Raw genomic sequence first — 20,618 nt, forward strand, 5'->3', positions numbered from 1 at the left:
GGGCGTCGGCAGGGGTGCACGGTGACACCGGTGCAGCCATGACACCACCGTGCTCTCGCACCGAGCGGCCCGCATCTCGGAGGCCCCTGCACCCGCCACAGCCAGTGGCACGACAGCCGTAGGCTGATGCTGATGATTACCAGCATCGTCTTCGACGTCGGCGAGACCCTCGCCCGAGACGACCGCTACTGGGGCCGCTGGGCCGACTGGCTCGACGTTCCGCGACATACGCTCTCCGCACTGGTCGGCGCCGTGGTCGCTCAAGGGCGCGACAACGCCGACGCCATCCGGGTGCTGCGTCCCGACATGGACCTGATTGCGGAACGGGCAGCGATGGAGGCTGCAGGTCTCGGCGAGATCCTGGACGACTCGGACCTGTACGACGATGTGCGGCCGGGCCTGGCAGCCCTCCGTTCTGCTGGCTACCGGGTGCACATCGCCGGGAACCAGACAGCCCGCGTCGGCGAGCTGCTGCGGAGCCTCGACCTTCCGGCCGACACGATTTCCACCTCCGGCGAGTGGGGGTGTGCCAAACCCGAGGCCGCGTTCTTCGAGCGGGTGCTGGCCACGGCGGGCAGCGAACCGGCCGCCACCCTGTACGTGGGTGACCACCCGAAGAACGACGTGGCGCCGGCCGCACGCGCGGGACTGCGGACCTGCCTGCTGCGCCGTGGACCGTGGGGGCATCTGTGGGCGGGCACTGCCGATCCTGCACCGGACTTCCGCATCGACAGCATTCTCGACTTGCCCACGGTGCTGACCTCATAGGCGTGGTGCCCCGCCGAAGACGCAGCCTGTCGGGGCACCAGTCGCTACCGTTCTATGTGCCTGCACAGAACGGAGACCAGCATGCATGGATCCGCGCTACGGAGTCGGGGAACGATCGCTGCTGCTCGCCGACTCGCCCGTATGACGCAGAAGGCACTGGCTGATGCGGCAGGCGTCTCCTCCAGCATGGTGCGTGCCCTTGAGCGAGGTGCGCGGATGCCCGGGACGACGTTCTCGATGCGCTCGCCGCGACCTTGAGCGTGGATCCGGCCCGCTTGCTGGGACACCGAGGCCATACCGACTCCCGCGTGCACGACAAAATCCCTGAGCTGTCGCGGATGATCGCCGCCTACGACCTGCCGGAGGACGGACCGATGCGTCCCCATCACGAGCTGCGCGCGGCCGTCTCCGAGGCAGTCGACTGGCGAGTGGGCGCCCAATACCTGCGCATCGCCCGCAAGGTGCCGGGACTCCAGGAGGAACTCGCAAGGGCACTGGCCGCAGCGAGTGGCGCTGATCGCTGTCGTGCAACTGGCGGTCGACGTGGCCGGGGCGTGGGCGGTGACGTCACGATTCGTGCCGCCCCGGCACGGCAACCGCCCCTGCTCGAAAACGAGTAGAGGCCGCGACCGATGAAACTGCGCCCCGCTGAGGCGTACCGTTCTAGTGTCGGGTCAGATCGGCTGGGCATCGTGAGCTGCCGCGATCTGATCAATCCGCGCGGCGAGATCGAAATCAGCCGAGGTCAGCTTGTGACCGGCGTCATGCGTGGTAATGGCGAAACGTACATGGTCCCAGCGCAGGTCGATGTCCGCGTGATGCCCGATCAGCCGTTCAACGTCAGCAACGTGCACGATCATCGCGACGCCGCCGTGATATCGGGTGCCGTAGCTACGGGTGATCTCGTCGCCGGAGCGCTGCCAGCCTGGTAGCTGTTCCAGGCGCTCGGTGATCTCCTGTTCGGACAACACCTGCGGCATGTCGCCCACGTCATCCCCTCTCGTCCACGGGGGCCAGGACTTCGGTGAGCTCCTGGCCGATGGGCGCATCCTGCCACGGCCGCATTGCACGCTGAAGGGTGTCCAGCTCCCGGCGCATACGCACCGAGCCAGTGTCCACGGCGATCTGCGCTGCCTCCTTGGCCACCTCAACCGCCTGGTCCGGGTCCAGTGCTGCGGCTGCGGCTGTCGCATGCCGGGCGAGGTAGACGCCTCGGTCCCGTCGCGCTGTCTCCGGGACTTCGTCCAGCACTTGCCTCCACAGGGACCCAGCCTCCCGGCCGAGCCCGAGTCGGCCGTAGCAGGTGGCGCGTTGCACCTCCAGGTAGTTCGGTGTGCGGCGACAAGCGTTTCCCCAAGGCAAGTCGTCGTCCACGCGGGAGAGGAGACTGGAAGCCTGGTCGATCAGCGTGTCGACGGTCTGCCGGTCGCCGGTGAGGCTGGCTCCGTGGGCCTGCTGCTGAAGAGCCATGACCCGCACCTTCGGCGCCAAGGCGCGCTCGTTCTCCAGCGCGGTTTCACACAGGTCCACGACTCCATAACCGTCCTGCAGGTCGGTGCGCACCTGCGCCTGGTTGACGAGGGAGTAGCCGACCAAGTGCGGATCGCGGGAGCGCAGAGCGATCTCTTGCGTTATGCCACGCCAGAAGGCCGCGGCTCCCATATCGCCGGCGTCCTGGTAGAGCCAGCCGACCAGTGCGGCATACGCGGCACCTACCCGCAGCAGTCCCCGGCGGGTCTCGCCCTTGGCGACGCGGACCAGGCGGTCGATCAGCTCGTACTGGGCTGAGACCGTGCCGATCAGGTCGTGCGGCCCCAGGAGCATGTCGGCCCGGTAGTGGCCTTCCAACTGCTCATGGAAGTAGGTGATCAGTGCGGGGTCGACGTGCCGAGGTGGTGTCGGGCCGGCCGTGAGCGCTGCCGCTGTGACCGAGACGAAAGCGCGGCGCTTCACGTCATCGTCCGTGGTGTGGCGTTCCTCGCGGTGCCAGCCCTCCGGCACCTCGAAGCCGAGGTCTTCAGGCCAGCGGCCGAACGCGGCATGAAGAGCGACGGCGTAGTCGTCTCGCGGCCAACCGGGGCGGGTGGATTCCCACCGGCGCCACGTGCGGGGCGCCACCTCGAAGTGCATGTCATCCAATGCCTCACGACCTGCTGCCGAAACCCCTTTCGCGGCGGCTTCCTGCGAGCGCCAGCCACGTTTGAGCCGGGCTGCTCGCAGAGTGTCGTTGCCGCCTGTGGATGCAGTGTGAGTTGTCATGGGTCGCACTCCTGAGCGTGGCCGCGGAATGGCCGCCAAGTGGCCGCCGCTCGGCCTAGTTGGCGTATGTCACGCACGACCATCATCCAAGCGTGACAAGGACGCGTACACGTGAACGTGCGAACTCGGCCACGAAAGAGGGCGTCATGACCACCACCAGTAAGGCCCCCTACAAGGGGGGCGACTACGTGGTGGACCTCGACGCCGCGCAGCCCGTGCCGCCCGAGCCCTCATGGGCGGGCCCAGCGCAGCAGACGTTCTCTGAAGGCCGCGTGCAGCTCGTCACCCACACCGGCTACGAGTGGCCGGCCGATCCGCAGCGACTGCGCGAGGCCACCCAGCAGGAGCGCGACGTCTACAACGCGGCCCGGCGAGTCTTCCTCAAACCGCTGGGGAGGGCCGAGGCGTGAGCACCATGACGTTGCGCGTCTCCCGCGACGGCGGCCGCACTTGGACGAGGCGGCGCACCGTGCGCGGTGGGGCTCCCCTCGTCAGCCCGGACTTCCCGCCATGCGACTGCCCGCGCTGCCGACGCGACCGTCGCCATGCCGCCGGCTGACCCGGTAGTCGTCGCCGTGCGGGCGGCCGCAGAGTCCGAACGCGCCCCGTGCCCACGTTGCGACCGGCTGCCGACCCTCACCGTCCGCGCCGTGCCGGCGCCCGGCGGCGAGGGGCCGGACTGGATCACCGTGCGCGGCAAGTGTGCCTGCCCACCGAACATCACCGAAAGGACGACGTCTTGAGCACAGCGCACTGCTGGTGGCACGAAGGCCCCGCCGACGACGTGGCGCTGATCATCCACCACGAGCAGGGATCTGGCGGCGGCTACGGCCTGTTCGCCTGCCTGCCGTGCGCCCAGAAGCTGCCATTGGACCACTACGGCCGGGACGCGCAGGCCGCCGTCGCCGCCCTTGAGAAGCGCGACCAGCACCGCAAGCACCAAGCTGCGCAGGAGGCCAGCCGTGGCTGAGAACCCTGACAGCCCCATCCAGTCGCTGAGCCGTCACCTGCGCCAGCAGCTGCACCTGCATGGTCGCCGCGCCGTCGAGAGCACCTTCCTCCACGCGGTGTGGAAGACGTCGAAGATCGAGGCCCGCTCCCGGATCCTGGCCCGGCTCGCCTGGCACGCCCGTGACCACGCTGTGAGGTGGCCGACGGGAGAGGCGCACAGCTTCGCCGCCGAGCTGCAGCAGGCCGCCTGTCAGCGGGACGACATCGTTCCCTTCGACCGCCTCCTGGCCAGGACGTGGCCGGTGCAGATGGAGGCCGCCCTGGTGCTCCTCGCCGCCTGTCCGAACCGCGCCGCCGCCCTTCCCGTCGAGATCGCCCAGCCGGAAGACACACCGTGACGGATGACGACCTGGTGCTGGCCGCTGCGCAACTGCGCGCCGTCGAAGACGAGGACGAGCTCGACGGTGCGCCGTGCGGGATGTGCGACCAGATCCACCACATGCTCGCCCTCGCGCGACACAGGCAGGAGGCCGACGTCGCGTACGCCCTGGTCATCGTGATGCGGCGGCACCGGGAAGCCAAGCATCCAGGGCCGCCAGAACTGCGACTTATCGCGAGCGCCTGATGCCCCCCGCCCCCGGCCGGAGCGACACCAGACGCGGTTCCGCTCGTGCGTACCGGCCGGGGCGGGTTCACCCGAGAACCGACCACCAGGAAGTGCCCACTATCCCTAGACTCAGGTCGCCGCCCGAAACGCGAGGAAGATCCACATGCGCATTCAGCAGTTCCAGGAGTTCGCCGTCGCCGCCTACCAGCAGGCCCCCGAGGTCGTCTCGGCGGAGCCCTACACCGAGGGCCACAACCGGCCAGCCGGTGTCGAGATCAAGCTGGCCGGTGGCAAGGTCGTCCGTCACGCGATCACGCGGGTGCGGGTGGAGGGCGAGGACCTGGAGCAGCCGGAGCCTGTCGCGGAGGGCGAGCCGCCCGCCCCGATCGAGCCCCGGCCGACCCCCTCGGGGGTAAGGGACAGGCAGACGGCGCAGTTTCTCGCCGCCGTCCTGGCCGGCACGGGCCACAAGGAGCTGGCCCGCGTCTATCCCTACGAGGAGAGCAGTCAGAACCCCGGGCTCGGTGTGGTGTTCCACAACGGCAGCAAGGTCAACATGCTGCTGTTGTGACGACGCGAGCCCCTTCTACCGGAGGTGCACTGTGCGGCCACGACGGTACGACCCCAGCATCACCAGCTACTCGAACTGCTCCGTGTGCGGAGCGGGCGTCAGCGTCGAGAAGGGTGAAGGCGCCCCGAACCACCAGGAGACCGGAACCAACCGGACATGCCCGGGTTCTGGCCAGCCCACCCAGTGACGCCCGCACTCTGATCACCTGGCCGTTCGTGCCTCCCCCGTCGCGGGCGGCCAGGGCTCAGTCCCGCACCAGGTCTGCGAGCGGGGTGTCGAGGGCGTCGGCGATGCGCAGCAGCCGGCCCGCCGGGCACACCCCTGAGGAGGCGTGGGCCCGGTGGGCGGGCACCGCCCCGCCCCTGACCAGGGGGCGGGGCGGTCGTCGTTGCGGAGGACCGCCAGCACTCACAGCCTGAGCCTGAGGCGGTTCTGAGGCGGCCGCAAAACGAAGGAACGAGACAGACGCCGAAAGGCCAAGAAAGAGGTTCGGCGCCTGGGCACGGGCTCAGCATGGACAGCAAGCCGAGATGGGGCGGACGAGTCGGCCTGTACGCCGGGTTCTGTGCTCCGGGCGCCTTGCGGCGTTCCGGGTGGCGGTCATCCATCTAGGACCGGTGTTGCCACCGGCCTCCTGCGGTCTACCCGCGGACTCGGGCGGGCCGCCCTCGGTCGTCCGCGCAGGAGCACCAGGGTGCTCCCTCTTGACCTTGCTCCGGATGGGGTTTACCTAGCCGCCCAGGTCACCCTGGGCGCTGGTGGTCTCTTACACCACCGTTTCACCCTTACCGAGAGCCGTCCTCCGTGCGGAGCACGGCCCTGGCGGTCTGCTTTCTGTGGCACTGTCCCGCGGGTCACCCCGGGTGGGCGTTACCCACCATCCTGCCCTGTGGAGCCCGGACGTTCCTCGGCGGGAATGCGCTGGGCACTCCCGACGCGACCGCCCGGCCGGCTCGTCCGCCGTGCGGCCATCGTACCCGCTCACGGCCGGGCGGTCGGGCGGCACCGGGTGGCGGGCTCAGCCCCGGCCGATGTACGGCATCTTCGTCGCCAGCACCGTCGCGAACTGGACGTTGGCCTCCAGCGGCAGCGACGCCATGTGCAGCACGGTGCGGGCCACGTCCTCGGCGTTCATGGTCGGCTCGGCGGCACGGCTGCCGTTCGCCTGGGGGACGCCCTGGGACATGGCCGAGGTCATCTCGGTGGCGGCGTTGCCGATGTCGATCTGGCCGCAGGCGATGTCGTGGGCGCGGCCGTCGAGTGAGAGGGACTTGGTCAGGCCCGTCACAGCGTGCTTGGTCGCGGTGTAGGCGATGGAGCCCGGCCGCGGGGTGTGGGCCGAGATGGAGCCGTTGTTGATGATGCGGCCGCCCCTGGGCCGCTGGTCGCGCATCAGCCGGAAGGCGGCCTGGGCGCAGAGGAAGGCGCCGTGCAGATTGACGTCCACGACGCCGCGCCACTGCTCGAAGGAGAGGTCCTCCAGCGGTACGGCGGGGCCGAAGGTGCCCGCGTTGTTGAACAGCAGATCGAGCCGCCCCTCGTGCTCGCGTACGGAGTCGAACAGCGCTGTGACGTCGGCCGGGTCCGTGACGTCCGTGGGGACGCACCGGGTCGCGGCACCCGCGGCCAGTTGCGCGGTCTGCTCCAGCGTCTCCCGGCGGCGGCCCGCCAGGACGACCGTCCAGCCGGCGTCGGCGAGGGTGAGGGCGACGGCGCGGCCGATTCCGGAGCCCGCGCCGGTCACCACGGCGGTACCGGCCGTCTCGGCGGGGTGCTCGTTGGCGTCGTTCGCCTCGTGTGCCTCGTGGTTCTGCTGCGTCATGAGCGCAGCGTACGTGTGGGCGCCCGGCGGTCGGGACGCCGTGGCCGGGCGGCCGGGAGCGTCGGCACCGGGTGGCCGGGAAGCGTCGTCGCCGGTGGCCCGGGGTCGTCGCGGCCGTCCGGTGGGGGAACAAACGTGTGGGCCGTTCCCGGAATCCCTGGGAGAATGTTCGGGCCCGTGACAATCTCCTGGAGAGGTGCATGACCAAGCCCGGCCCCCAGACATCGGCCGCCCCACCCACCGACCCCGGGCACCAGCCCGGACCCGTCGCGGAACCCACCGCGAAAGCCACCCCAGACGCCTCCGCGAAAGCCACCGCGGAAACCCCCACCGCCGCCCCCGAGTTGACGCGGCGGCGCCGTGCCGGACTGCTGCTGACCCTCATCCTCGGCGGACTGACCGCGCTTCCGCCCCTCTCCATCGACATGTACCTCCCGGCGCTCCCGGAGGTCGGCGAAGCGCTCCACATCCCCGCCGCCAGCGCTCAGCTCACCCTCACCGCCTGCCTGGTCGGGCTGGCCGTCGGACAGCTCGTGGCCGGGCCGATGAGCGACCGGTTCGGGCGCCGCCGCCCGCTGCTGACCGGCATGGTCTGCTACATCGTCGCCGGCGTCGCCTGCGCGCTGGCGCCCACCGCCGCCACCCTCACCGTCTTCCGGCTCGCCCAGGGCCTCGCGGGCGCCGCGGGCGTGGTGATAGCCCGCGCCGTCGTACGGGACATGTACGACGGGCTGGCGATGGCGCGGTTCTTCTCCACGCTCATGCTGATCTCCGGCACCGCGCCGATTCTCGCACCGGTCCTCGGCGGCCAGGTGCTGCGCTTCACCGACTGGCGGGGCGTCTTCTGCATCCTGGCCGGGATCGGACTGCTGCTCGTCCTGGTCGTGCTGCGCAAGCTGCCCGAGACGCTGCCCGCCGAGCGGCGGCACAAGGGCGGCCTGCCCGACGCGCTGCGCACCATGCGCGGGCTCCTCGCGGACCGCGTCTTCACCGGATATCTGCTCACCAGCAGCCTGGCGTTCGCGGCGCTGTTCTCCTACGTCGCGGCCTCGCCGTTCGTCGTCCAGGAGATCTACGGTGCCTCGCCGCAGACGTTCAGCCTGCTGTTCATGGTCAACTCCATCGGGCTGGTCGCCTTCGGACAGCTCAACGGGAAGATCCTGGTCGGCCGGGTCCCGCTGGACCGGGTGCTGGCGTTCGGGCTGTGCATGGTCGGCGCCGCCACCGTGGCGCTGCTGGTGATGACCACCGGAGTCTTCGGGCACGTCGGCCTGGTCCCGCTGGCCACCGGACTGTGCGTGATGATGTCCGGCATGGGGCTGATCATGCCGAACGCCAACTCCCAGGCGCTGATGCGCACCCCGCACGCGGCCGGCTCGGCCTCCGCGCTGCTGGGCACCTCGCAGTTCCTCATCGGAGCCGTCGCCTCCCCGCTGGTGGGCGTCGCGGGTGAGGGCACCGCCGTGCCCATGGCACTCGTCCAGCTCAGCTCCGTTGCTGTGGCCTCGCTCGCCTTCGTGGCACTCTGCCGTCCATGGCGCGCACGCGACTGAGGAGCGTGGCCGTCCTGGACGACGCGCAAGCGCGGCGCCGCTTCCGGGACAAGGCCGGGCTCGACGACGACCACCTGGCCGCGCTGGCCGACGAGACCGACGCACTGCCCGCCGCGGGCTGGTGCGCCGGTGCCGTCGTGCTGGCGGGGCGCGGCCCGTACATCGCGCTGGAGCACGCCACCGGGTGGGCGCTGCGGTACGCCGCCTGGGACCCGGAGCGCGGGCTGCCCGTGGAGCTGCCGCGCGAGAAGTGGCTGCCGGTCCGCACGGACACCGTCTTCGACCTGGCGTCGCTCACCAAGCTGTTCACCGCCATAGCCGCCGTCCAGCAGGCCGAGCGCGGCACGCTCGACCTCGACGCGCCCGTCGCCGGGTACGCAGACCCGCGCGCCGGGCTGGTCACCGACCACGGCATCACCGTCCGCCACCTGCTCACCCACACCTCCGGACTCCGGCCCGAGCTGCCGTTCTACGAGCACAACACCGCCGAGCACCTCGCGCTGCTGTGGGCCGAGAAGCCGGTGAGCGAACCCGGCACGGCGTATCTGTACTCCGACCTCAACCTGCTGCTGGTGGAGAGCGTGCTGTGGCAGGTGACGGGCCGGCCGCTGGACGCCCTGGTACGGGAGGGCATCACCACCCCGCTCGGGATGGACCGCACCCGCTTCAACCCGCCCCGCTCCTGGCGCTCCCGTATCGCCGCGACCGAGGACCAGCGCAGGCCCTGGGCCAAGCTCAACCGCGGTCTGATCCACGGCCGCGTGCACGACGAGAACGCCTACGCCATGCGCGGCGTCGCCGGGCACGCCGGACTCTTCTCCACGGCGCGCGACCTCGCCGTGCTGTGCCGCACCCTGCTCGCGGGCGGCGCGTACGGACAGGCACGCATCCTGGCCCGCTCCTCGGTCGCCGAGCTGCTGGCCCCACCGGGCCTGGGCTTCCACACCGGCGCCGCCTGGCTCATGGGGGACCTGGCTGCCGGGCCCGGTTCTCGTGCCGCTGGGCACGCCGGTTTCACCGGCACCAGCCTGGTGCTCGACCCGGCGACCGACACCTTTCTGGTGCTGCTCGCCAACACCGTCCACCCCGTACGGCGGCCCCCGGACAGCCGCCCCCGCGCGGCGGCGGCCACCCGGCTGGCCCGGGCCGTGCTGTGAGCGTGCTGTGAGCTGCCGGGACGGTGCGGCCTCCGGCTTTCCTACACTGTCGAGGTGATCGAGCAAGAACTGCGCGGCGCGCTCGCCGCAGCGCTGGACGGGCTGCCCGCGCGGCAGGCGTCGGCCGCCGTCGAACGGCTGATCGCCCACTACCGGGGGGAGACCCCCACCACGGCGCCCGTACTGCGGGACGGCGCCGACGCGGCCGCCTACGCCGCCTACCGGATGCCCGCCACCTTCGCCGCCGCCTCCGCGGCGCTGGAAGCGCTGGCCGAGCGCGCCCCCGGCTGGGCCCCCGCCGCCCATCTGGACGTGGGCGGCGGTACGGGCGCCGCCGTGTGGGCGGCGGCACGGGTGTGGGATACGGCACGTTCCACCGTCGTACTGGACTGGGCGGAGCCCGCGCTCGCCCTCGGCCGCCGGCTCGCGTCCGGAGCCGGGGCGGCGGCACTCGACGGTGCCGAGTGGCGGCGCGGGTCGCTACGCGGCGGTACGGCGCCCGGGTGGGAGCCCGCTGACCTGGTGACCGTCTCCTATGTGCTGGGGGAGCTCGCCGACGCGGACCGGCGTGCCGTGGTCGAGGCGGCGGCGCGGGCCGCGCGGGGTGCGGTCGTGCTGGTCGAGCCCGGTACGCCGGACGGCTACCTGCGCATCCGCGAGGCCCGCGAGGCGCTGATCGCCGCAGGGCTGCGGGTGCTCGCGCCCTGTCCGCACGACGGTGCCTGCCCGATCGTGGTGGGGCAGGACTGGTGCCACTTCGCGGTACGGGTCGCCCGCTCCTCGCTGCACCGCCGGGTGAAGGGCGGGGAGCTTCCGTACGAGGATGAGAAGTTCAGCTACGTGGTGGCGGTGCGGGACGCGGTTGCGGGTTCGGCCGCGCCGGCTCGCATCGTGCGGAAGCCGCAGCTTCGCAAGGGGCAGGTGCTGCTCGATCTGTGCGAGGGCGAGGATGGTGGCGGCCTGCGCCGCCGGACGGTCACCAAGCGCGAGGGCCCCACGTATCGCGCCGCTCGCAAAGCGGAATGGGGCGGCGCCTTCCCGCCCACCCACCCCTGACCCGGCGAAGACGGGGCAAGCGGCACCCCCTCCCCAGCACAAGGAGAAGGGGTGCCGCACCATTCGGCGGGCGGCCTACGGCCGCAACTCCGCTGTCACGCATTTGACACTGCCGCCGCCCTTCAACAGCTCTGTCAGATCGACGGGCACGGGCTCATAGCCCCGTGCCCGCAGCGGCGCGAAGAGCCCGGCGGCAGCCTCGGGCAGGAACACATGGTGGCCGTCGCTGACGGCGTTGAGGCCGAGAGCGAGCGCGTCGGACTCCTCCGCGAGCAGCGCGTCGGGGAACAACCGTGCGAGGACGGCCTGGCTGCCCGGCGAGAAGGCGGCGGGGTGGTACATCACCTCGTCCCCCTCGGGGTCCAGCACGCACAGCGCCGTGTCGAGGTGGTAGTAGCGCGGGTCCACCAGGTCGAGGCCGATGACGGGGCGGCCGAAGAACTCCTGGGCCTCCCCGTGGGAGAGCGGGCTGCTGCGGAAGCCGCGGCCGGCCAGCAGCCAGGAGGAGGTGACGGCGAAGTCGCCCTCGCCCTCGTTGATGTGGACGGGCTCGGTCACGTCGGCGAAGCCGTGTGCCCGGTACCAGGCGCGGTGCGCTGCCGCCTCTCCGGCGCGCTCGGGGTGCGCGAACCGGGCGCCGAGCACTCTCCCGTCGACGACGGTCGCACCGTTGGCGGCGTAGACCATGTCGGGCAGTCCCGGCTCCGGGTCGAGGATCTCGACGGTGTGGCCGAGGGAGCGGTAGCGGTCGCGGAGGGCTTCCCACTGGGCGAGCGCGAGGCGGAGGTCCACGGGCTTGCCGGGGTCCATCCAGGGGTTGATGGAGTAGGTGACGCGGAAGTGGGTCGGAGGGCACATCAGATAGCGACGGGTTGCGTACATCTCAGGCTCCTCAGGGCACATGCGTGATGCGGTGCGCCCATGGTGCGCCCTGAGGAGCCTGTTCGGATGGATTGCCGGTCAAGTTGCTCGGATTCCCGGCCGGGAACGCGGGAGCGGGGGAGTGGGAGCGGGGGCGCACTACGGCGCGCCCGCGCTATTCCCGTGACTCCCGCAGCCTGCGCAGCAGTTCGCGCTTCTGGGTGAGCGGGTCGGTCCCGCCGCCCGAGCCGTGGCCGCCGCCCGTGGCGCCCCCGCCCCGCAGCTGCTTGCGGGACAGGTGTGCGCGGGTGCCGCCGACGCCGAGCATCCTTCCGCCGCGTCCTTTGCTCATGAACGTCTCCTCTCCTGGTGAACGGAACAGTGCAGGGAAGTGCTACGAGACGTATCGTCTCGCCGCTCCGCCTGAGGAGCATGCGGCGAGACGAACCGTCTTGTCAAGACGGTTCGTCTCGTCTCAGCACGCTGCTAGATTCGGGCCATGTCACCCACCACGGCGAAGCACCCCGACGTCTCGCGCCGCAGCGAGCGCTCCCGCAAGGCGATCCTCGAGGCCAGCATGGAACTGGTCGGCGAGGTCGGATACCCCAAGCTGACCATCGAAGCCATCGCGGCGCGGGCCGGTGTCGGCAAGCAGACGATCTACCGCTGGTGGCCCTCGAAGGCGGCCGTGCTGCTCGACGCCTTCACCGAGGTCGTGCACGACCAGGACTACGACAGCGGCCTCCCCGACACGGGTGACATCGAGGCCGACCTCAAGACGGTGCTGAGGGCCACTGCCGACGAGTTCTCCGACGCCGCCTTCGAGGCCCCCTACCGCGCGCTGGCCGTCGCCGCCGCCACCGACCCGAAGCTGGCCGACCAGTTCGTCACCCGGCTCAGGGAGCCGGGTCTGAAGGTGTACACCGAGCGGCTGCGCTCAGGGCAGGAGGCCGGGCAGATCGACCCCGAGCTGGATCTGGACCTCGCCGTCGAACTGCTGCTCGGCCCATTCCAGCAGCGCTGGCTCAGCCGTTCGGGCCCGCTGACCCACGAGTTCACCGACCGGCTGGTCGAGCTGGTCCTGCGGGCCCTCGCGCCACGCGACGGCACACGCTGATCGTCGCGCGACGGCGCACCCTGAGACGCCGCGCGACGGCGCACGCCGGAACAGCGTCGTCGCCCGCCCGTACATCCACCCTCCGTGTCTACGGCTCGGCCCCGGTGAGGGCCAGGCTGCCCGGCCGGTCGGTGACGATGCCGTCGCAGCCCAGCTTCAGCATCCGGTCGCGGGTCTTCTCGGTATTGACGGTGTGCGACCACACATAGGTGATGCCGGACTCCACGGCCTTGCGGACGTGCCGCGCCGGGGCGCGGTGGTCGACGCTGAGCATCGTCACAAAGTCCTGCCACTCCTTCGGCTGGTCGTGGGCCAGCTGGCGTGCCGAGCGCCATACGGCCGTCAGCAGGCCCATCTTGTGGGCCTTTTCCGCCACCTGAGGGTCGTTGGACTCCACCAGGACCGAGCGGGTCAGATGCCGGTCGCGGATGAGCCGGGCGAGCCGGGACAGCCCCTCGGAGTCCTTCAGCTCCAGCATCAGCAGCGTGTCGCCGCCGAAGCGGTCGAGGATCTCCCGCGCTGCCGGGGGGCGCTCGCGCCGCCAGTGGCCCGGCAGGCTGCGCTTGGGGACGATCCGCACCTTCTGCCAGTCCTTCCAGTCCAGCGCGCTGACCTTGCCGTGCTTGTCGGTGGTGCGGTCGAGGGTGGCGTCGTGCATCGCCACCAGGGTGCCGTCGCGCAGTTGGCGGATGTCGGCGTCCAGAACCCGGGCGTACCCGCGCTGCTGAGTCGCGATCATCCCTTGCATGCTGTTCTCGGGGACCTCCAGAGCACCGCCCCGGTGTGCGGTGAAGGTGGTGCCGGTGAGCCGGGCGCCTCGGGGTACGACCTCGCTCGGGGCCTCCGGTGCGGCGACCGACGGGCCGGTGCGCCCGGCCGGTGCGGCCGGTGTGGCCGGAGCTGTGGCGAGGGTCAGGGCGATCAACGGGACCATTGGGACAAAAACCGCCTTTGTGACCATGGTCCCAAGCTAGGGGTGACCGGGACGATACGCCGGGTGGGGCGTCCGGCCGGGTGGCCCTCAGGGGTGACGCGCCCGACCCCGCGTACCGGAGCGGCCGCGAGGGAGCGCAGGATAGAGGAGAGACATCCGTGATCCGTGGATTCCACCTCAGCGTGCCGTACGGCTGCGTACCCTCGGAGTTCATGGTTCTCGGTCGCGGAGTGAGGCGGTAGATGGAACGCGAGAGCAGGATCGCCCAATGGCTGCGCCGCCGGGCCGAGCGCGCCGCCGAGCGCGCCGAGCGAACGGCGGCCGCGCGGCCCGATGCCCGGGACGGGACGACGGGGACCGGGACGGCCCCCGGCCGCAGGTCACGCGAGGGCTCGGCCCGCTCGGGTGTACGGCGCTGGGGTGGGCGGGGCGGCCAGCCGGCCGCCGAGGCCGCGGAAGCGGCCAGGGACCGCGAGACCCTCCTGCTCACGGCCGCCGAGGCCGGGTTCCCGCTGGCCCCCGCCGCGCACCCGTCCGGGTACGGCTGTTCCTGCGTACGGATCGGCTGTCCCACCCCCGGCAGGCACCCCGTCTCCTTCGCCTGGCAGACCCAGGCCACCACCGACCGCGCCCAGATCGAGCGCTGGCTGCGTGCCGAGCCGGACGCGAACTTCATCACCGCCACAGGGCGTGCCCACGACGTGCTGGACGTCCCCGCCGAGGCCGGGTACGCGGCGCTGGCCCGGCTGGAGGAGCGGGAGGGCGCGGCCGACCCCGGTGCCGAGCCGGTGCTGGGGCCCGTCGCGCTGCTGGGCGAGGACCGGATGCTCTTCTTCACCAAGACCCGGGGCACTCCCGAGGACGAGGACGAGTGGTGGCCCTGCGAGTTGGACAGCCACCCCGAGACGATGGAGGAGCACCCCGGGCTGCGGTGGCACTGCCGGGGCAGCTATGTGCTGCTGCCGCCGTCGCGGCTGCCCGACGACGGACAGGGCGTCCGCTGGCTGCGGCCCCCCGAGCCGGGGACGGCGCTCCCCGAACCTCTCGTCCTGTTGGAGACGCTCACCGACGCGTGCGCGGAGTACGCCTTGACGGCGGACGGCCGCGAGGAGGCCGCGCCCTGGCCGGTGCGGTGACGCTGCGCTTGCTTGGGCGGTGACGCTGGGGAGGGGCTGCCTCCCTTCGGGGCGCCGGCTAGCTGCCCTGGGCCGCTGTCAGGCCCTCGATGCGGCTCAGGAAGGTGACCTTGCCCTTCTTGCCCTTGGCCGGGACGGTCACGGCCTGTTCCGAGACCCGCTTGAAGGTCACCGAGTGCTTCGGCGTGCCCGACATCAGCGCCTTGACCAGCGGGTCCTTGATCTGCGGCTGGTAGCCCTTGGGCAGCGTCTGCTTGTGGTGGTGGTGCGAGGTGAAGAACACCAGCGCACCGCCGTCCTTGGTGCGCAGCCCGAACGGCGCGAACTGCGGCGGCTGTGCGGCCTGGTCCGCGAACTCGTTGCGCACGCTGGTGCGCTTCATCGCCTTCTCGCGCTGCTCGCGCACCTTGCTCGTATGCGGGCCGGGGGCGAAGTCCTCTCCGGCGCCCTCCTGCAGATAGCGGGCGTAGCGCTTGCTCAGCTGGTCCGGCGACACGGTCAGCCCGGAGCCGCCGCCCACCGGCACGGCCTTGACATGGCCGTGCTCGTCGCGCGCGAACCGGGGGATCTCGCCGGGGTCGACGACCGAGAGGTAGGAGGCCTTCCACGGCCCGTCGGCCCGGTCCCGCTGGAAGACGAACAGCCAGCGGCCCTGCCCCTTGCGGTTGCTCTTGGAGTCGGTGACGAAGAACTTGGGCCAGCCGGCCTGTTCGGGGATCAGATAGCGGGTGTCGGTCAGCTCCAGCGGCCGGTAGTCGGGGTTGCCCTTGGGGCGGACCTCTTTGCGGGACTTGAGGCCCGCCTGGTCGATGGCGCCGAGGGCGCCCGACTCGATGGTGGCGTTGAGCTCGGCGTCGTAGGCGGTGTTGGCCTGGTTGTTCTTCTTCACGAAGGTCCCCAGAACCTTGGCGGCCTCCGCCTTGCTCAACGCGGGGACGACGGCGCTCTCGCCGTGCACGGTGACACAGCCCGTGAGCGAGGCGAGCAGCGCCCCGGCCGTCACGGCCGCTGCGAACGGTATGCGCGGGGGCTTGCCAGCCCTCAACCCCTTCACCTGTTCCACCCTCCCGGTGCTGTCGGCGAAGGCACCCTACCGCGCGCGGTCTGGCGCGCCGCGTGGTGCCTGGCACAGTATGCGCGGCGGGGATCAGAGGGGACGATCAAGGGGGGCACATGGCTCAGGCTGCCGAACGGCACCCGGAACCCGCGGCATTCGGCACGGCGCTGCGCCGCCTGCGGGAGGCCCAGAAGACGGCCAAGGGCGTCTCGCTCTACTCGCGGTACGTCAACCGGCCGCTGGGCCGCGTCCTGGCGGCGGCCGCCCACCGCGCCGGGCTCACCCCGAACCAGGTGACGCTGCTGAGCGCGGTGTGCAGCTTCGCGGGGGTCGCGGCGGTCGCGCTGGTACGGCCGTCCTGGACGCTGGGGTGGTGCGTCTGGGCCGCGCTCGTCGTCGGGTTCGCGCTGGACTCCGCCGACGGACAACTGGCGCGGCTGCGGGGCGGTGGCAGCCCGGCGGGGGAGTGGCTGGACCACGTCGTGGACTGCGCAAAGATCACCGGGCTGCACGCGGCCGTGCTGATCTCCTTCCACCGCTTCGCCGACCTGCCAGGCGAGGGCTGGCTGCTGCTGCCGCTGGGCTTCCAGCTCGTGGCCGTGCTGATCTTCTTCGGCGGGCTGCTGACGGACAAGCTGCGCCCCGCGCGGCCCGGCGGGGGAGCGCACGACCGGCCCCCCTCGCGGCTGCGCGCGGTGGCGCTGCTGCCCGTCGACTACGGCGTCTTCTGCGCCGTCTTCCTGCTGCTCGGCGCCCCCGGGCTGTTCCGCGCCTGCTACGCGGCACTGTTCGCCTGCTACGCGCTGTTCCTCGCCGCGTTCGCGGTCAAATGGTTCCGGGAACTGTCGGCCGCGCCTCAGTGCTGACCGGTCTCCTGGGCGAGGGCGGGTCCGGCGGCGGGCCCGGCGAGAGCGTCGAGCGCGCGCCGCAGCTGAGTGCTGGACGTATGGACGGTGTACGGGAAGTAGACGACCTCTACGCCGACCGTACGGAAATCGGCCTCCAGCTTGTCGCCCTTGGGCGTACCGCGCCAGTCGTCGCCCTTGAACAGCACGTCGAACCTGACCTGCTGCCAGGTCTCCAGCTTGTCCGGCACCGTCTCCACGAACGCCGCGTCCACGAAGCGGATGCTGCGGACGATCTGCAGCCGCTCGACGAGCGGAATCACCGGTGGACGCCCCTTGGCGCGCTCGGCCATCTCGTCCGAGACCACCCCCGCCACCAGGTAGTCGCACCGGGAGCGGGCGTGCCGCAGCAGGTTCAGATGGCCGACGTGGAACAGGTCGTAGGCACCGGGCGCGTAGCCGACGGTGTGGGTCATGCGAAGTCCCCCCTGGACGCGTGCCGTTGGATGTACCGCGGCCCTCCCCGGCCGTCGTACATCGCTGCATGCAACCACAACCCGCAAGAAACAGGGACAGGTTGGCGAAAGCGCGCACGACAGGCGTTACGCTGCCCGAGGGGAAGAACTGTGGGGGGATTCATGGTGAACGGCGATGCCGTGCCCGCGAACGGCACCGCGCCCGGACAGCGGCGCGAACGGGGCCCCGGACGCCGGGTGCTACTCGTATCGACCAACTACGCGCCGGAGCAGGCGGGGATAGGACCCTACGCCGCGCAGCTCGCCGAGCACTGGGCCGCACAACCGGACTGGGACGTCCACGTCCTCGCGGGTATGCCGCACTACCCCGCCTGGCGTACGGACCCCGACTACCGGGGCGTCTGGCGGGCGACCGAGCTGCGCGAAGGGGTGCGGGTGCACCGCCGCAGACACACCGTCCCGCCCCGGCAGACCGCCGGGCGCCGGGCGCTGTACGAGGCGTCCATCCTCGCCCACGGCCTGCTCGCGCCGCCCCGTCTCGGCGGGCGGCCGCACGCCGTCGTCGCCCAGCTGCCCAGCCTCGCGGGCGCGCTCCTGGGCGCCCGCATGGCGCGCGGTGCCGGGGTGCCGTTCATACCCGTCGTACAGGATCTGATGGGCGCGGCGGCGGCCCAGAGCGGCATCCGGGGCGGTGACCGGGCCGCAGCGCCGGCCCGCTGTGTGGAGCGCCGGGTGCTGGCCGCCGCCACCCTCGTCGGCGTCATCCACGAGAGCTTCACCGACCGCGTCGCGGCGCTCGGCGTACCCCGCTCGCGCATCCGCACCGTCCCCAACTGGACGCATATCGCGGACCCTTCCCGGCCGCGTGCCGAGACCCGCGCCCGGCTCGGCTGGCGCGAGGACGAGACGGTCGTCCTGCACTCCGGCAACATGGGCCTCAAACAGGGCCTGGAGGTGCTGATCGAAACCGCCCGGCTGCTCGACGGCCGACGCGGAAGCACCGCCGATGGAGCCGGGGAAGCCGGGGAAGCCGGTGAACAGGGCACTCGGGCGCCGGGCGGCGCGGCGCCGAAGCGGTTACGCGTCGTCCTGATGGGCGACGGCAACCAGCGCCCGCACCTGGCCCGGCTGGCCGCACCGCTGCCCGGGGTCGAACTGCTGCCGCCCGCCGCCGACGCCGACTTCCCCGATGTACTGGCCGCTGCCGATGTGCTCGCCGTCACCCAGCGCGCCTCCGTACTGGACATGAGCGTCCCCTCCAAACTCACCTCCTACTTCGCCGCCGGGCGCCCGGTCGTCGCCTCCGTCGCCGCGGGCGGCGGCACCGCGGGCGAGGTGCGCCGCTCCGGCGCCGGAGTCCTGGTGCCGCCCGAGGACCCCGCGGCGCTCGCCGCCGCGCTCCGCGACCTCGCCGCCGACCCCGCCCGCGCCGCCGCGCTCGGCGCCGCGGGCCGCGCCTACGCCACCGGCCACCTCGGCCGTACAGCGGCACTGGAGAGGCTGACGGCCCTGCTGGAGGAGGCCCTCACCCTGGCCCCCGCACCCGGACGGCGCCCGGCCGGACTCCGCGCGGCACGCGCACGCGGCAGGCGCGGACCGCTGCCCGGCGCGGCCGAGGGCGCCACCCGGCACCAGGGCGGCACCGCATGAGCGGCACCGCCACCCCGGCCGGTGAAGCGCGCGGAGCCGCCGCCTCCGCCCCCGTCTACGACGAACCTGACCTGCTGCGCGACCAGTTCCGCCAGCTGTTGCGCTACCGCTGGCTGATCGCGCTCGGCATCGTCCTCGGTGTGCTCGGCGGCGGCTGGATCGGTCTGCGCGGCGCCGACTCCTACACCGCAACCACCGAGGTCACCGTCCGGCCGCTGCCCATCGACAGCAGCGGCGAGAAGACGGCACCCGGCGAGACCAGCATGGGATCCGAGCGGCGCACCGCGCTCAGCAGCGTCGTCGCCGCACGCGCCGCACGCACCCTGCACTCAAAAGCGCGCCCCCAGCGGCTCGCTGCCGACCTCCAGGTCACCAACCCGCCCGACACCCGGATGCTGCGCTTCGCCTACACGGCACACAGTCCAAAGGCGGCGGCCCGCGGCGCCAACGCCTTCGCCACGGCCTACCTCGCCAACCGCGAGAAGGACGCCGCCACCCGCGTCAGGAGCATGGTCTCCTCCTACGAGAAACAGCGCGCCCCGCTGGTCAAGGAGCGCGACCGGCTCGCCAAGGAGATCGCCTCCTCCGGCAAGGAAGGCGCTCTCGACGGCACGCTGTCCGCGCACTCCTCCGTCGTCAACCGCATCGCCGAGATCAACGGCAGCATCAGCGACCTGCGCGCCGAGGACACCACCCCGGGCCGGGTCGTCACCAAGGCCACCCCGCCCGGCGAGCCCTCCGGGCCCGCGCTGCCGATGATGCTCGGCCTCGGCGCGGCCGTCGGTATCGGCCTCGGCCTGCTCGCGGCCTGGGTGCGGCTCGTCTTCGACCCCGCCGTACGCACCCCTGGCGACGTCGTACGGGCCCTGCACGCGCCCGTGCTGGGCACGCTGCCGCGCGGCCGTGCCCGCGCGCGCCCGCGTTCCCTGCTCGCCGCGGGCCGGCTCGCCGAGGAGTACCGCTCCGTCGCCTTCCGGCTCGCCTACGACGAGACGTTCGCACGGCGCCGCCGGGTTCTCGTCGTCCCGCCGCGCGGCAGCATCGCCACGGCGCTGGCCGCCTCCGTCAATCTGGCCGCGTCCTTCGCCGAGATGGGCAAGGACGTGCTGCTGCTTGAGGCCGACCTGCGCACGCCCTCCCTCACCGAACGCCTCAGGCAGGCCGACGGAGTCCAGCCCGCGGGATGGGCCCGCGCGCCCGGTCACGGCACCATCGGCTGGCCCACCGGACACCGGGTGCCCATCGACGCGGGCGAGTCCGGCGTCTTCGACCTGGTGCCGGGACACCGCGTCAGCAAGGTGCCGCGCGCGCTCACCTCCTCCGCCGTCACCCAGCTGATCGGGCACGCCGACGAGCGGGACTCGGTACTGATCGTGCTCGCGCCGGCCGTGCTGTCGTACGCCGACGCCATAGCGCTCATCGACCGGGTCGACTGCGCGCTGCTCGTCTGCGACCCGCGCGAGGTGCGCAGGGACGACCTGGCGAGGGTGCGGGAGTTGGTCGTCGGCGCGGGGGGTCGTGTGCTGGGTGCGCTTCTCCACGCGGAGGGCGCCGGGGCCGAACCCCGGCGCCGGGGAGCCTCTTCGGGACCTCCGGCCCCACCCGATCGCGGGTCCCCCACGCGGGAGGGCACCGCCCTGCGCGTCACCGTCCGGTGAGGGGCCGCCTCGTTCGGCGTACCCGGCGTGGGGGGCTGCGCTTGCCGGCCCTGCTCCCCCAAGCTCTTCGAGCAGGGGGTACCCCCAGGCGCAGACCTCCCAAGCGCAGCGGAGGTGCGCCCCGTCAGGGGCGCGGGCCG

The 20,618-nt window shown here is 72.1% G+C and carries 23 protein-coding genes and 1 other RNA gene; 15 read left to right on the plus strand and 9 right to left on the minus strand.

The genetic code is table 11. The features are described 5' to 3' along the window. The first annotated feature begins 132 nt into the window (after positions 1–132). The gene (locus tag HC362_RS23595; protein WP_243086013.1) at positions 133–768 is read left to right on the plus strand and encodes an HAD family hydrolase; all 636 of its coding nucleotides are present in this window, start codon (positions 133–135) and stop codon (positions 766–768) included. 308 nt (positions 769–1,076) lie between these two features. Beyond that, positions 1,077–1,388, plus strand: coding sequence for a hypothetical protein (locus HC362_RS23600; protein WP_243086014.1), 312 nt, complete (start codon positions 1,077–1,079; stop codon positions 1,386–1,388). Positions 1,389–1,442: 54 nt separating this feature from the next. On the opposite strand, the gene HC362_RS23605 is transcribed toward HC362_RS23600, so the two are convergent. Further along, positions 1,443–1,748, minus strand: a complete 306-nt coding sequence (locus HC362_RS23605; protein ID WP_243088778.1) for a 4a-hydroxytetrahydrobiopterin dehydratase — start codon at positions 1,746–1,748, stop codon at positions 1,443–1,445. Positions 1,749–1,758: 10 nt separating this feature from the next. Then, positions 1,759–3,027 (minus strand): Twin-arginine translocation pathway signal, encoded by a 1,269-nt coding sequence (locus tag HC362_RS23610; RefSeq protein WP_243086016.1) that lies wholly within the window; start codon positions 3,025–3,027, stop codon positions 1,759–1,761. 146 nt (positions 3,028–3,173) lie between these two features. On the opposite strand from HC362_RS23610, the gene HC362_RS23615 reads away from it, so the two are divergent. The 5 genes from HC362_RS23615 (at position 3,174) to HC362_RS23635 (ending at position 5,156) form a co-directional block, all read left to right on the plus strand. Next, positions 3,174–3,437 (plus strand): hypothetical protein, encoded by a 264-nt coding sequence (locus HC362_RS23615; protein WP_243086018.1) that lies wholly within the window; start codon positions 3,174–3,176, stop codon positions 3,435–3,437. Positions 3,438–3,766: 329 nt separating this feature from the next. Then, entirely contained in the window at positions 3,767–3,997 is a 231-nt protein-coding gene (locus HC362_RS23620; protein WP_243086019.1) for a hypothetical protein, read from the plus strand. Next, positions 3,990–4,376: a hypothetical protein gene (locus HC362_RS23625; protein ID WP_243086021.1), complete on the plus strand. Its 387-nt coding sequence runs from the start codon at positions 3,990–3,992 to the stop codon at positions 4,374–4,376. The genes HC362_RS23620 and HC362_RS23625 overlap by 8 nt, the downstream gene beginning before the upstream one ends. Then, the gene (locus HC362_RS23630) at positions 4,373–4,603 is read left to right on the plus strand and encodes a hypothetical protein (protein ID WP_243086022.1); all 231 of its coding nucleotides are present in this window, start codon (positions 4,373–4,375) and stop codon (positions 4,601–4,603) included. Before HC362_RS23625 ends, HC362_RS23630 begins: the two co-directional genes overlap by 4 nt. Positions 4,604–4,748: 145 nt before the next feature. Then, complete coding sequence (locus tag HC362_RS23635) at positions 4,749–5,156, plus strand: hypothetical protein (protein ID WP_243086024.1); 408 nt, start codon at positions 4,749–4,751, stop codon at positions 5,154–5,156. A 536-nt stretch (positions 5,157–5,692) separates the two neighbouring features. Here the strand turns inward: HC362_RS23635 and rnpB are convergent. Beyond that, an RNA gene (gene rnpB / locus HC362_RS23640) (RNase P RNA component class A) lies at positions 5,693–6,112 on the minus strand. A gap of 62 nt (positions 6,113–6,174) precedes the next feature. Further along, positions 6,175–6,978 carry an SDR family oxidoreductase gene (locus tag HC362_RS23645; RefSeq protein ID WP_243086025.1) on the minus strand — a complete coding sequence of 268 codons (804 nt, stop codon included), beginning with the start codon at positions 6,976–6,978 and terminating at the stop codon, positions 6,175–6,177. Between the two features lie 200 nt (positions 6,979–7,178). Between HC362_RS23645 and HC362_RS23650 the strand changes: the two genes are divergently transcribed. Genes HC362_RS23650 through HC362_RS23660 form a run of 3 tightly spaced genes read left to right on the plus strand, consistent with a single transcriptional unit; the run spans position 7,179 to position 10,744 of the window. Further along, positions 7,179–8,531 carry a multidrug effflux MFS transporter gene (locus tag HC362_RS23650; RefSeq protein ID WP_243086026.1) on the plus strand — a complete coding sequence of 451 codons (1,353 nt, stop codon included), beginning with the start codon at positions 7,179–7,181 and terminating at the stop codon, positions 8,529–8,531. Next, the gene (locus tag HC362_RS23655) at positions 8,513–9,688 is read left to right on the plus strand and encodes a serine hydrolase domain-containing protein (protein WP_243086028.1); all 1,176 of its coding nucleotides are present in this window, start codon (positions 8,513–8,515) and stop codon (positions 9,686–9,688) included. Before HC362_RS23650 ends, HC362_RS23655 begins: the two co-directional genes overlap by 19 nt. 54 nt (positions 9,689–9,742) lie before the next feature. After that, a complete protein-coding gene (locus HC362_RS23660) occupies positions 9,743–10,744 on the plus strand; it encodes a small ribosomal subunit Rsm22 family protein (RefSeq protein WP_243086030.1) in 1,002 nt (333 codons plus the stop codon). A gap of 75 nt (positions 10,745–10,819) precedes the next feature. Here HC362_RS23660 and ddaH read toward each other — a convergent pair whose 3' ends face one another. Beyond that, positions 10,820–11,626: a dimethylargininase gene (gene ddaH / locus HC362_RS23665; RefSeq protein WP_243086032.1), complete on the minus strand. Its 807-nt coding sequence runs from the start codon at positions 11,624–11,626 to the stop codon at positions 10,820–10,822. 154 nt (positions 11,627–11,780) lie between these two features. Next, a complete protein-coding gene (locus HC362_RS23670; protein WP_243086034.1) occupies positions 11,781–11,957 on the minus strand; it encodes a DUF6243 family protein in 177 nt (58 codons plus the stop codon). 147 nt (positions 11,958–12,104) lie between these two features. Here HC362_RS23670 and HC362_RS23675 point away from each other — a divergent pair, with 147 nt between their 5' ends. Further along, positions 12,105–12,722: a TetR/AcrR family transcriptional regulator gene (locus HC362_RS23675; RefSeq protein ID WP_243086036.1), complete on the plus strand. Its 618-nt coding sequence runs from the start codon at positions 12,105–12,107 to the stop codon at positions 12,720–12,722. An 88-nt stretch (positions 12,723–12,810) separates the two neighbouring features. On the opposite strand, the gene HC362_RS23680 is transcribed toward HC362_RS23675, so the two are convergent. Beyond that, the gene (locus HC362_RS23680; RefSeq protein WP_243086038.1) at positions 12,811–13,656 is read right to left on the minus strand and encodes a glycerophosphodiester phosphodiesterase family protein; all 846 of its coding nucleotides are present in this window, start codon (positions 13,654–13,656) and stop codon (positions 12,811–12,813) included. 242 nt (positions 13,657–13,898) lie between these two features. Here HC362_RS23680 and HC362_RS23685 point away from each other — a divergent pair, with 242 nt between their 5' ends. Further along, positions 13,899–14,792 carry a bifunctional DNA primase/polymerase gene (locus HC362_RS23685; RefSeq protein ID WP_243086039.1) on the plus strand — a complete coding sequence of 298 codons (894 nt, stop codon included), beginning with the start codon at positions 13,899–13,901 and terminating at the stop codon, positions 14,790–14,792. A gap of 58 nt (positions 14,793–14,850) precedes the next feature. Here HC362_RS23685 and HC362_RS23690 read toward each other — a convergent pair whose 3' ends face one another. Next, a complete protein-coding gene (locus HC362_RS23690) occupies positions 14,851–15,837 on the minus strand; it encodes a hypothetical protein (protein ID WP_243086040.1) in 987 nt (328 codons plus the stop codon). A 128-nt stretch (positions 15,838–15,965) separates the two neighbouring features. Here HC362_RS23690 and HC362_RS23695 point away from each other — a divergent pair, with 128 nt between their 5' ends. Next, positions 15,966–16,715, plus strand: coding sequence for a CDP-alcohol phosphatidyltransferase family protein (locus HC362_RS23695; protein ID WP_243086042.1), 750 nt, complete (start codon positions 15,966–15,968; stop codon positions 16,713–16,715). On the opposite strand, the gene HC362_RS23700 is transcribed toward HC362_RS23695, so the two are convergent. Next, complete coding sequence (locus HC362_RS23700; RefSeq protein ID WP_243086044.1) at positions 16,706–17,170, minus strand: adenylyltransferase/cytidyltransferase family protein; 465 nt, start codon at positions 17,168–17,170, stop codon at positions 16,706–16,708. The genes HC362_RS23695 and HC362_RS23700 overlap by 10 nt on opposite strands. A 162-nt stretch (positions 17,171–17,332) precedes the next feature. Here HC362_RS23700 and HC362_RS23705 point away from each other — a divergent pair, with 162 nt between their 5' ends. Both HC362_RS23705 and HC362_RS23710 read left to right on the plus strand, forming a co-directional pair. Then, a complete protein-coding gene (locus HC362_RS23705; protein WP_243086051.1) occupies positions 17,333–18,820 on the plus strand; it encodes a glycosyltransferase family 4 protein in 1,488 nt (495 codons plus the stop codon). Beyond that, positions 18,817–20,478 carry a lipopolysaccharide biosynthesis protein gene (locus tag HC362_RS23710; protein WP_243086053.1) on the plus strand — a complete coding sequence of 554 codons (1,662 nt, stop codon included), beginning with the start codon at positions 18,817–18,819 and terminating at the stop codon, positions 20,476–20,478. Before HC362_RS23705 ends, HC362_RS23710 begins: the two co-directional genes overlap by 4 nt. Positions 20,479–20,618 lie beyond the last annotated feature (140 nt).

The sequence above is a fragment of the Streptomyces sp. 891-h genome (genome assembly GCF_022760275.1).
Lineage (GTDB): Bacteria > Actinomycetota > Actinomycetes > Streptomycetales > Streptomycetaceae > Streptomyces > Streptomyces spirodelae.

Coding starts and splice junctions, on each gene's coding strand:
- HC362_RS23595 (WP_243086013.1), top strand. CDS start 133: ATGATTACCAGCATCGTCTTCGACGTCGGCGAGACCCTCGCCCGAGAC.
- HC362_RS23605 (WP_243088778.1), bottom strand. CDS start 1,748: ATGCCGCAGGTGTTGTCCGAACAGGAGATCACCGAGCGCCTGGAACAG.
- HC362_RS23610 (WP_243086016.1), bottom strand. CDS start 3,027: ATGACAACTCACACTGCATCCACAGGCGGCAACGACACTCTGCGAGCA.
- HC362_RS23615 (WP_243086018.1), top strand. CDS start 3,174: ATGACCACCACCAGTAAGGCCCCCTACAAGGGGGGCGACTACGTGGTG.
- HC362_RS23635 (WP_243086024.1), top strand. CDS start 4,749: ATGCGCATTCAGCAGTTCCAGGAGTTCGCCGTCGCCGCCTACCAGCAG.
- HC362_RS23645 (WP_243086025.1), bottom strand. CDS start 6,978: ATGACGCAGCAGAACCACGAGGCACACGAGGCGAACGACGCCAACGAG.
- HC362_RS23650 (WP_243086026.1), top strand. CDS start 7,179: ATGACCAAGCCCGGCCCCCAGACATCGGCCGCCCCACCCACCGACCCC.
- HC362_RS23655 (WP_243086028.1), top strand. CDS start 8,513: ATGGCGCGCACGCGACTGAGGAGCGTGGCCGTCCTGGACGACGCGCAA.
- ddaH (WP_243086032.1), bottom strand. CDS start 11,626: ATGTACGCAACCCGTCGCTATCTGATGTGCCCTCCGACCCACTTCCGC.
- HC362_RS23670 (WP_243086034.1), bottom strand. CDS start 11,957: ATGAGCAAAGGACGCGGCGGAAGGATGCTCGGCGTCGGCGGCACCCGC.
- HC362_RS23675 (WP_243086036.1), top strand. CDS start 12,105: ATGTCACCCACCACGGCGAAGCACCCCGACGTCTCGCGCCGCAGCGAG.
- HC362_RS23680 (WP_243086038.1), bottom strand. CDS start 13,656: ATGGTCCCGTTGATCGCCCTGACCCTCGCCACAGCTCCGGCCACACCG.
- HC362_RS23685 (WP_243086039.1), top strand. CDS start 13,899: ATGGAACGCGAGAGCAGGATCGCCCAATGGCTGCGCCGCCGGGCCGAG.
- HC362_RS23695 (WP_243086042.1), top strand. CDS start 15,966: ATGGCTCAGGCTGCCGAACGGCACCCGGAACCCGCGGCATTCGGCACG.
- HC362_RS23700 (WP_243086044.1), bottom strand. CDS start 17,170: ATGACCCACACCGTCGGCTACGCGCCCGGTGCCTACGACCTGTTCCAC.
- HC362_RS23705 (WP_243086051.1), top strand. CDS start 17,333: ATGGTGAACGGCGATGCCGTGCCCGCGAACGGCACCGCGCCCGGACAG.
- HC362_RS23710 (WP_243086053.1), top strand. CDS start 18,817: ATGAGCGGCACCGCCACCCCGGCCGGTGAAGCGCGCGGAGCCGCCGCC.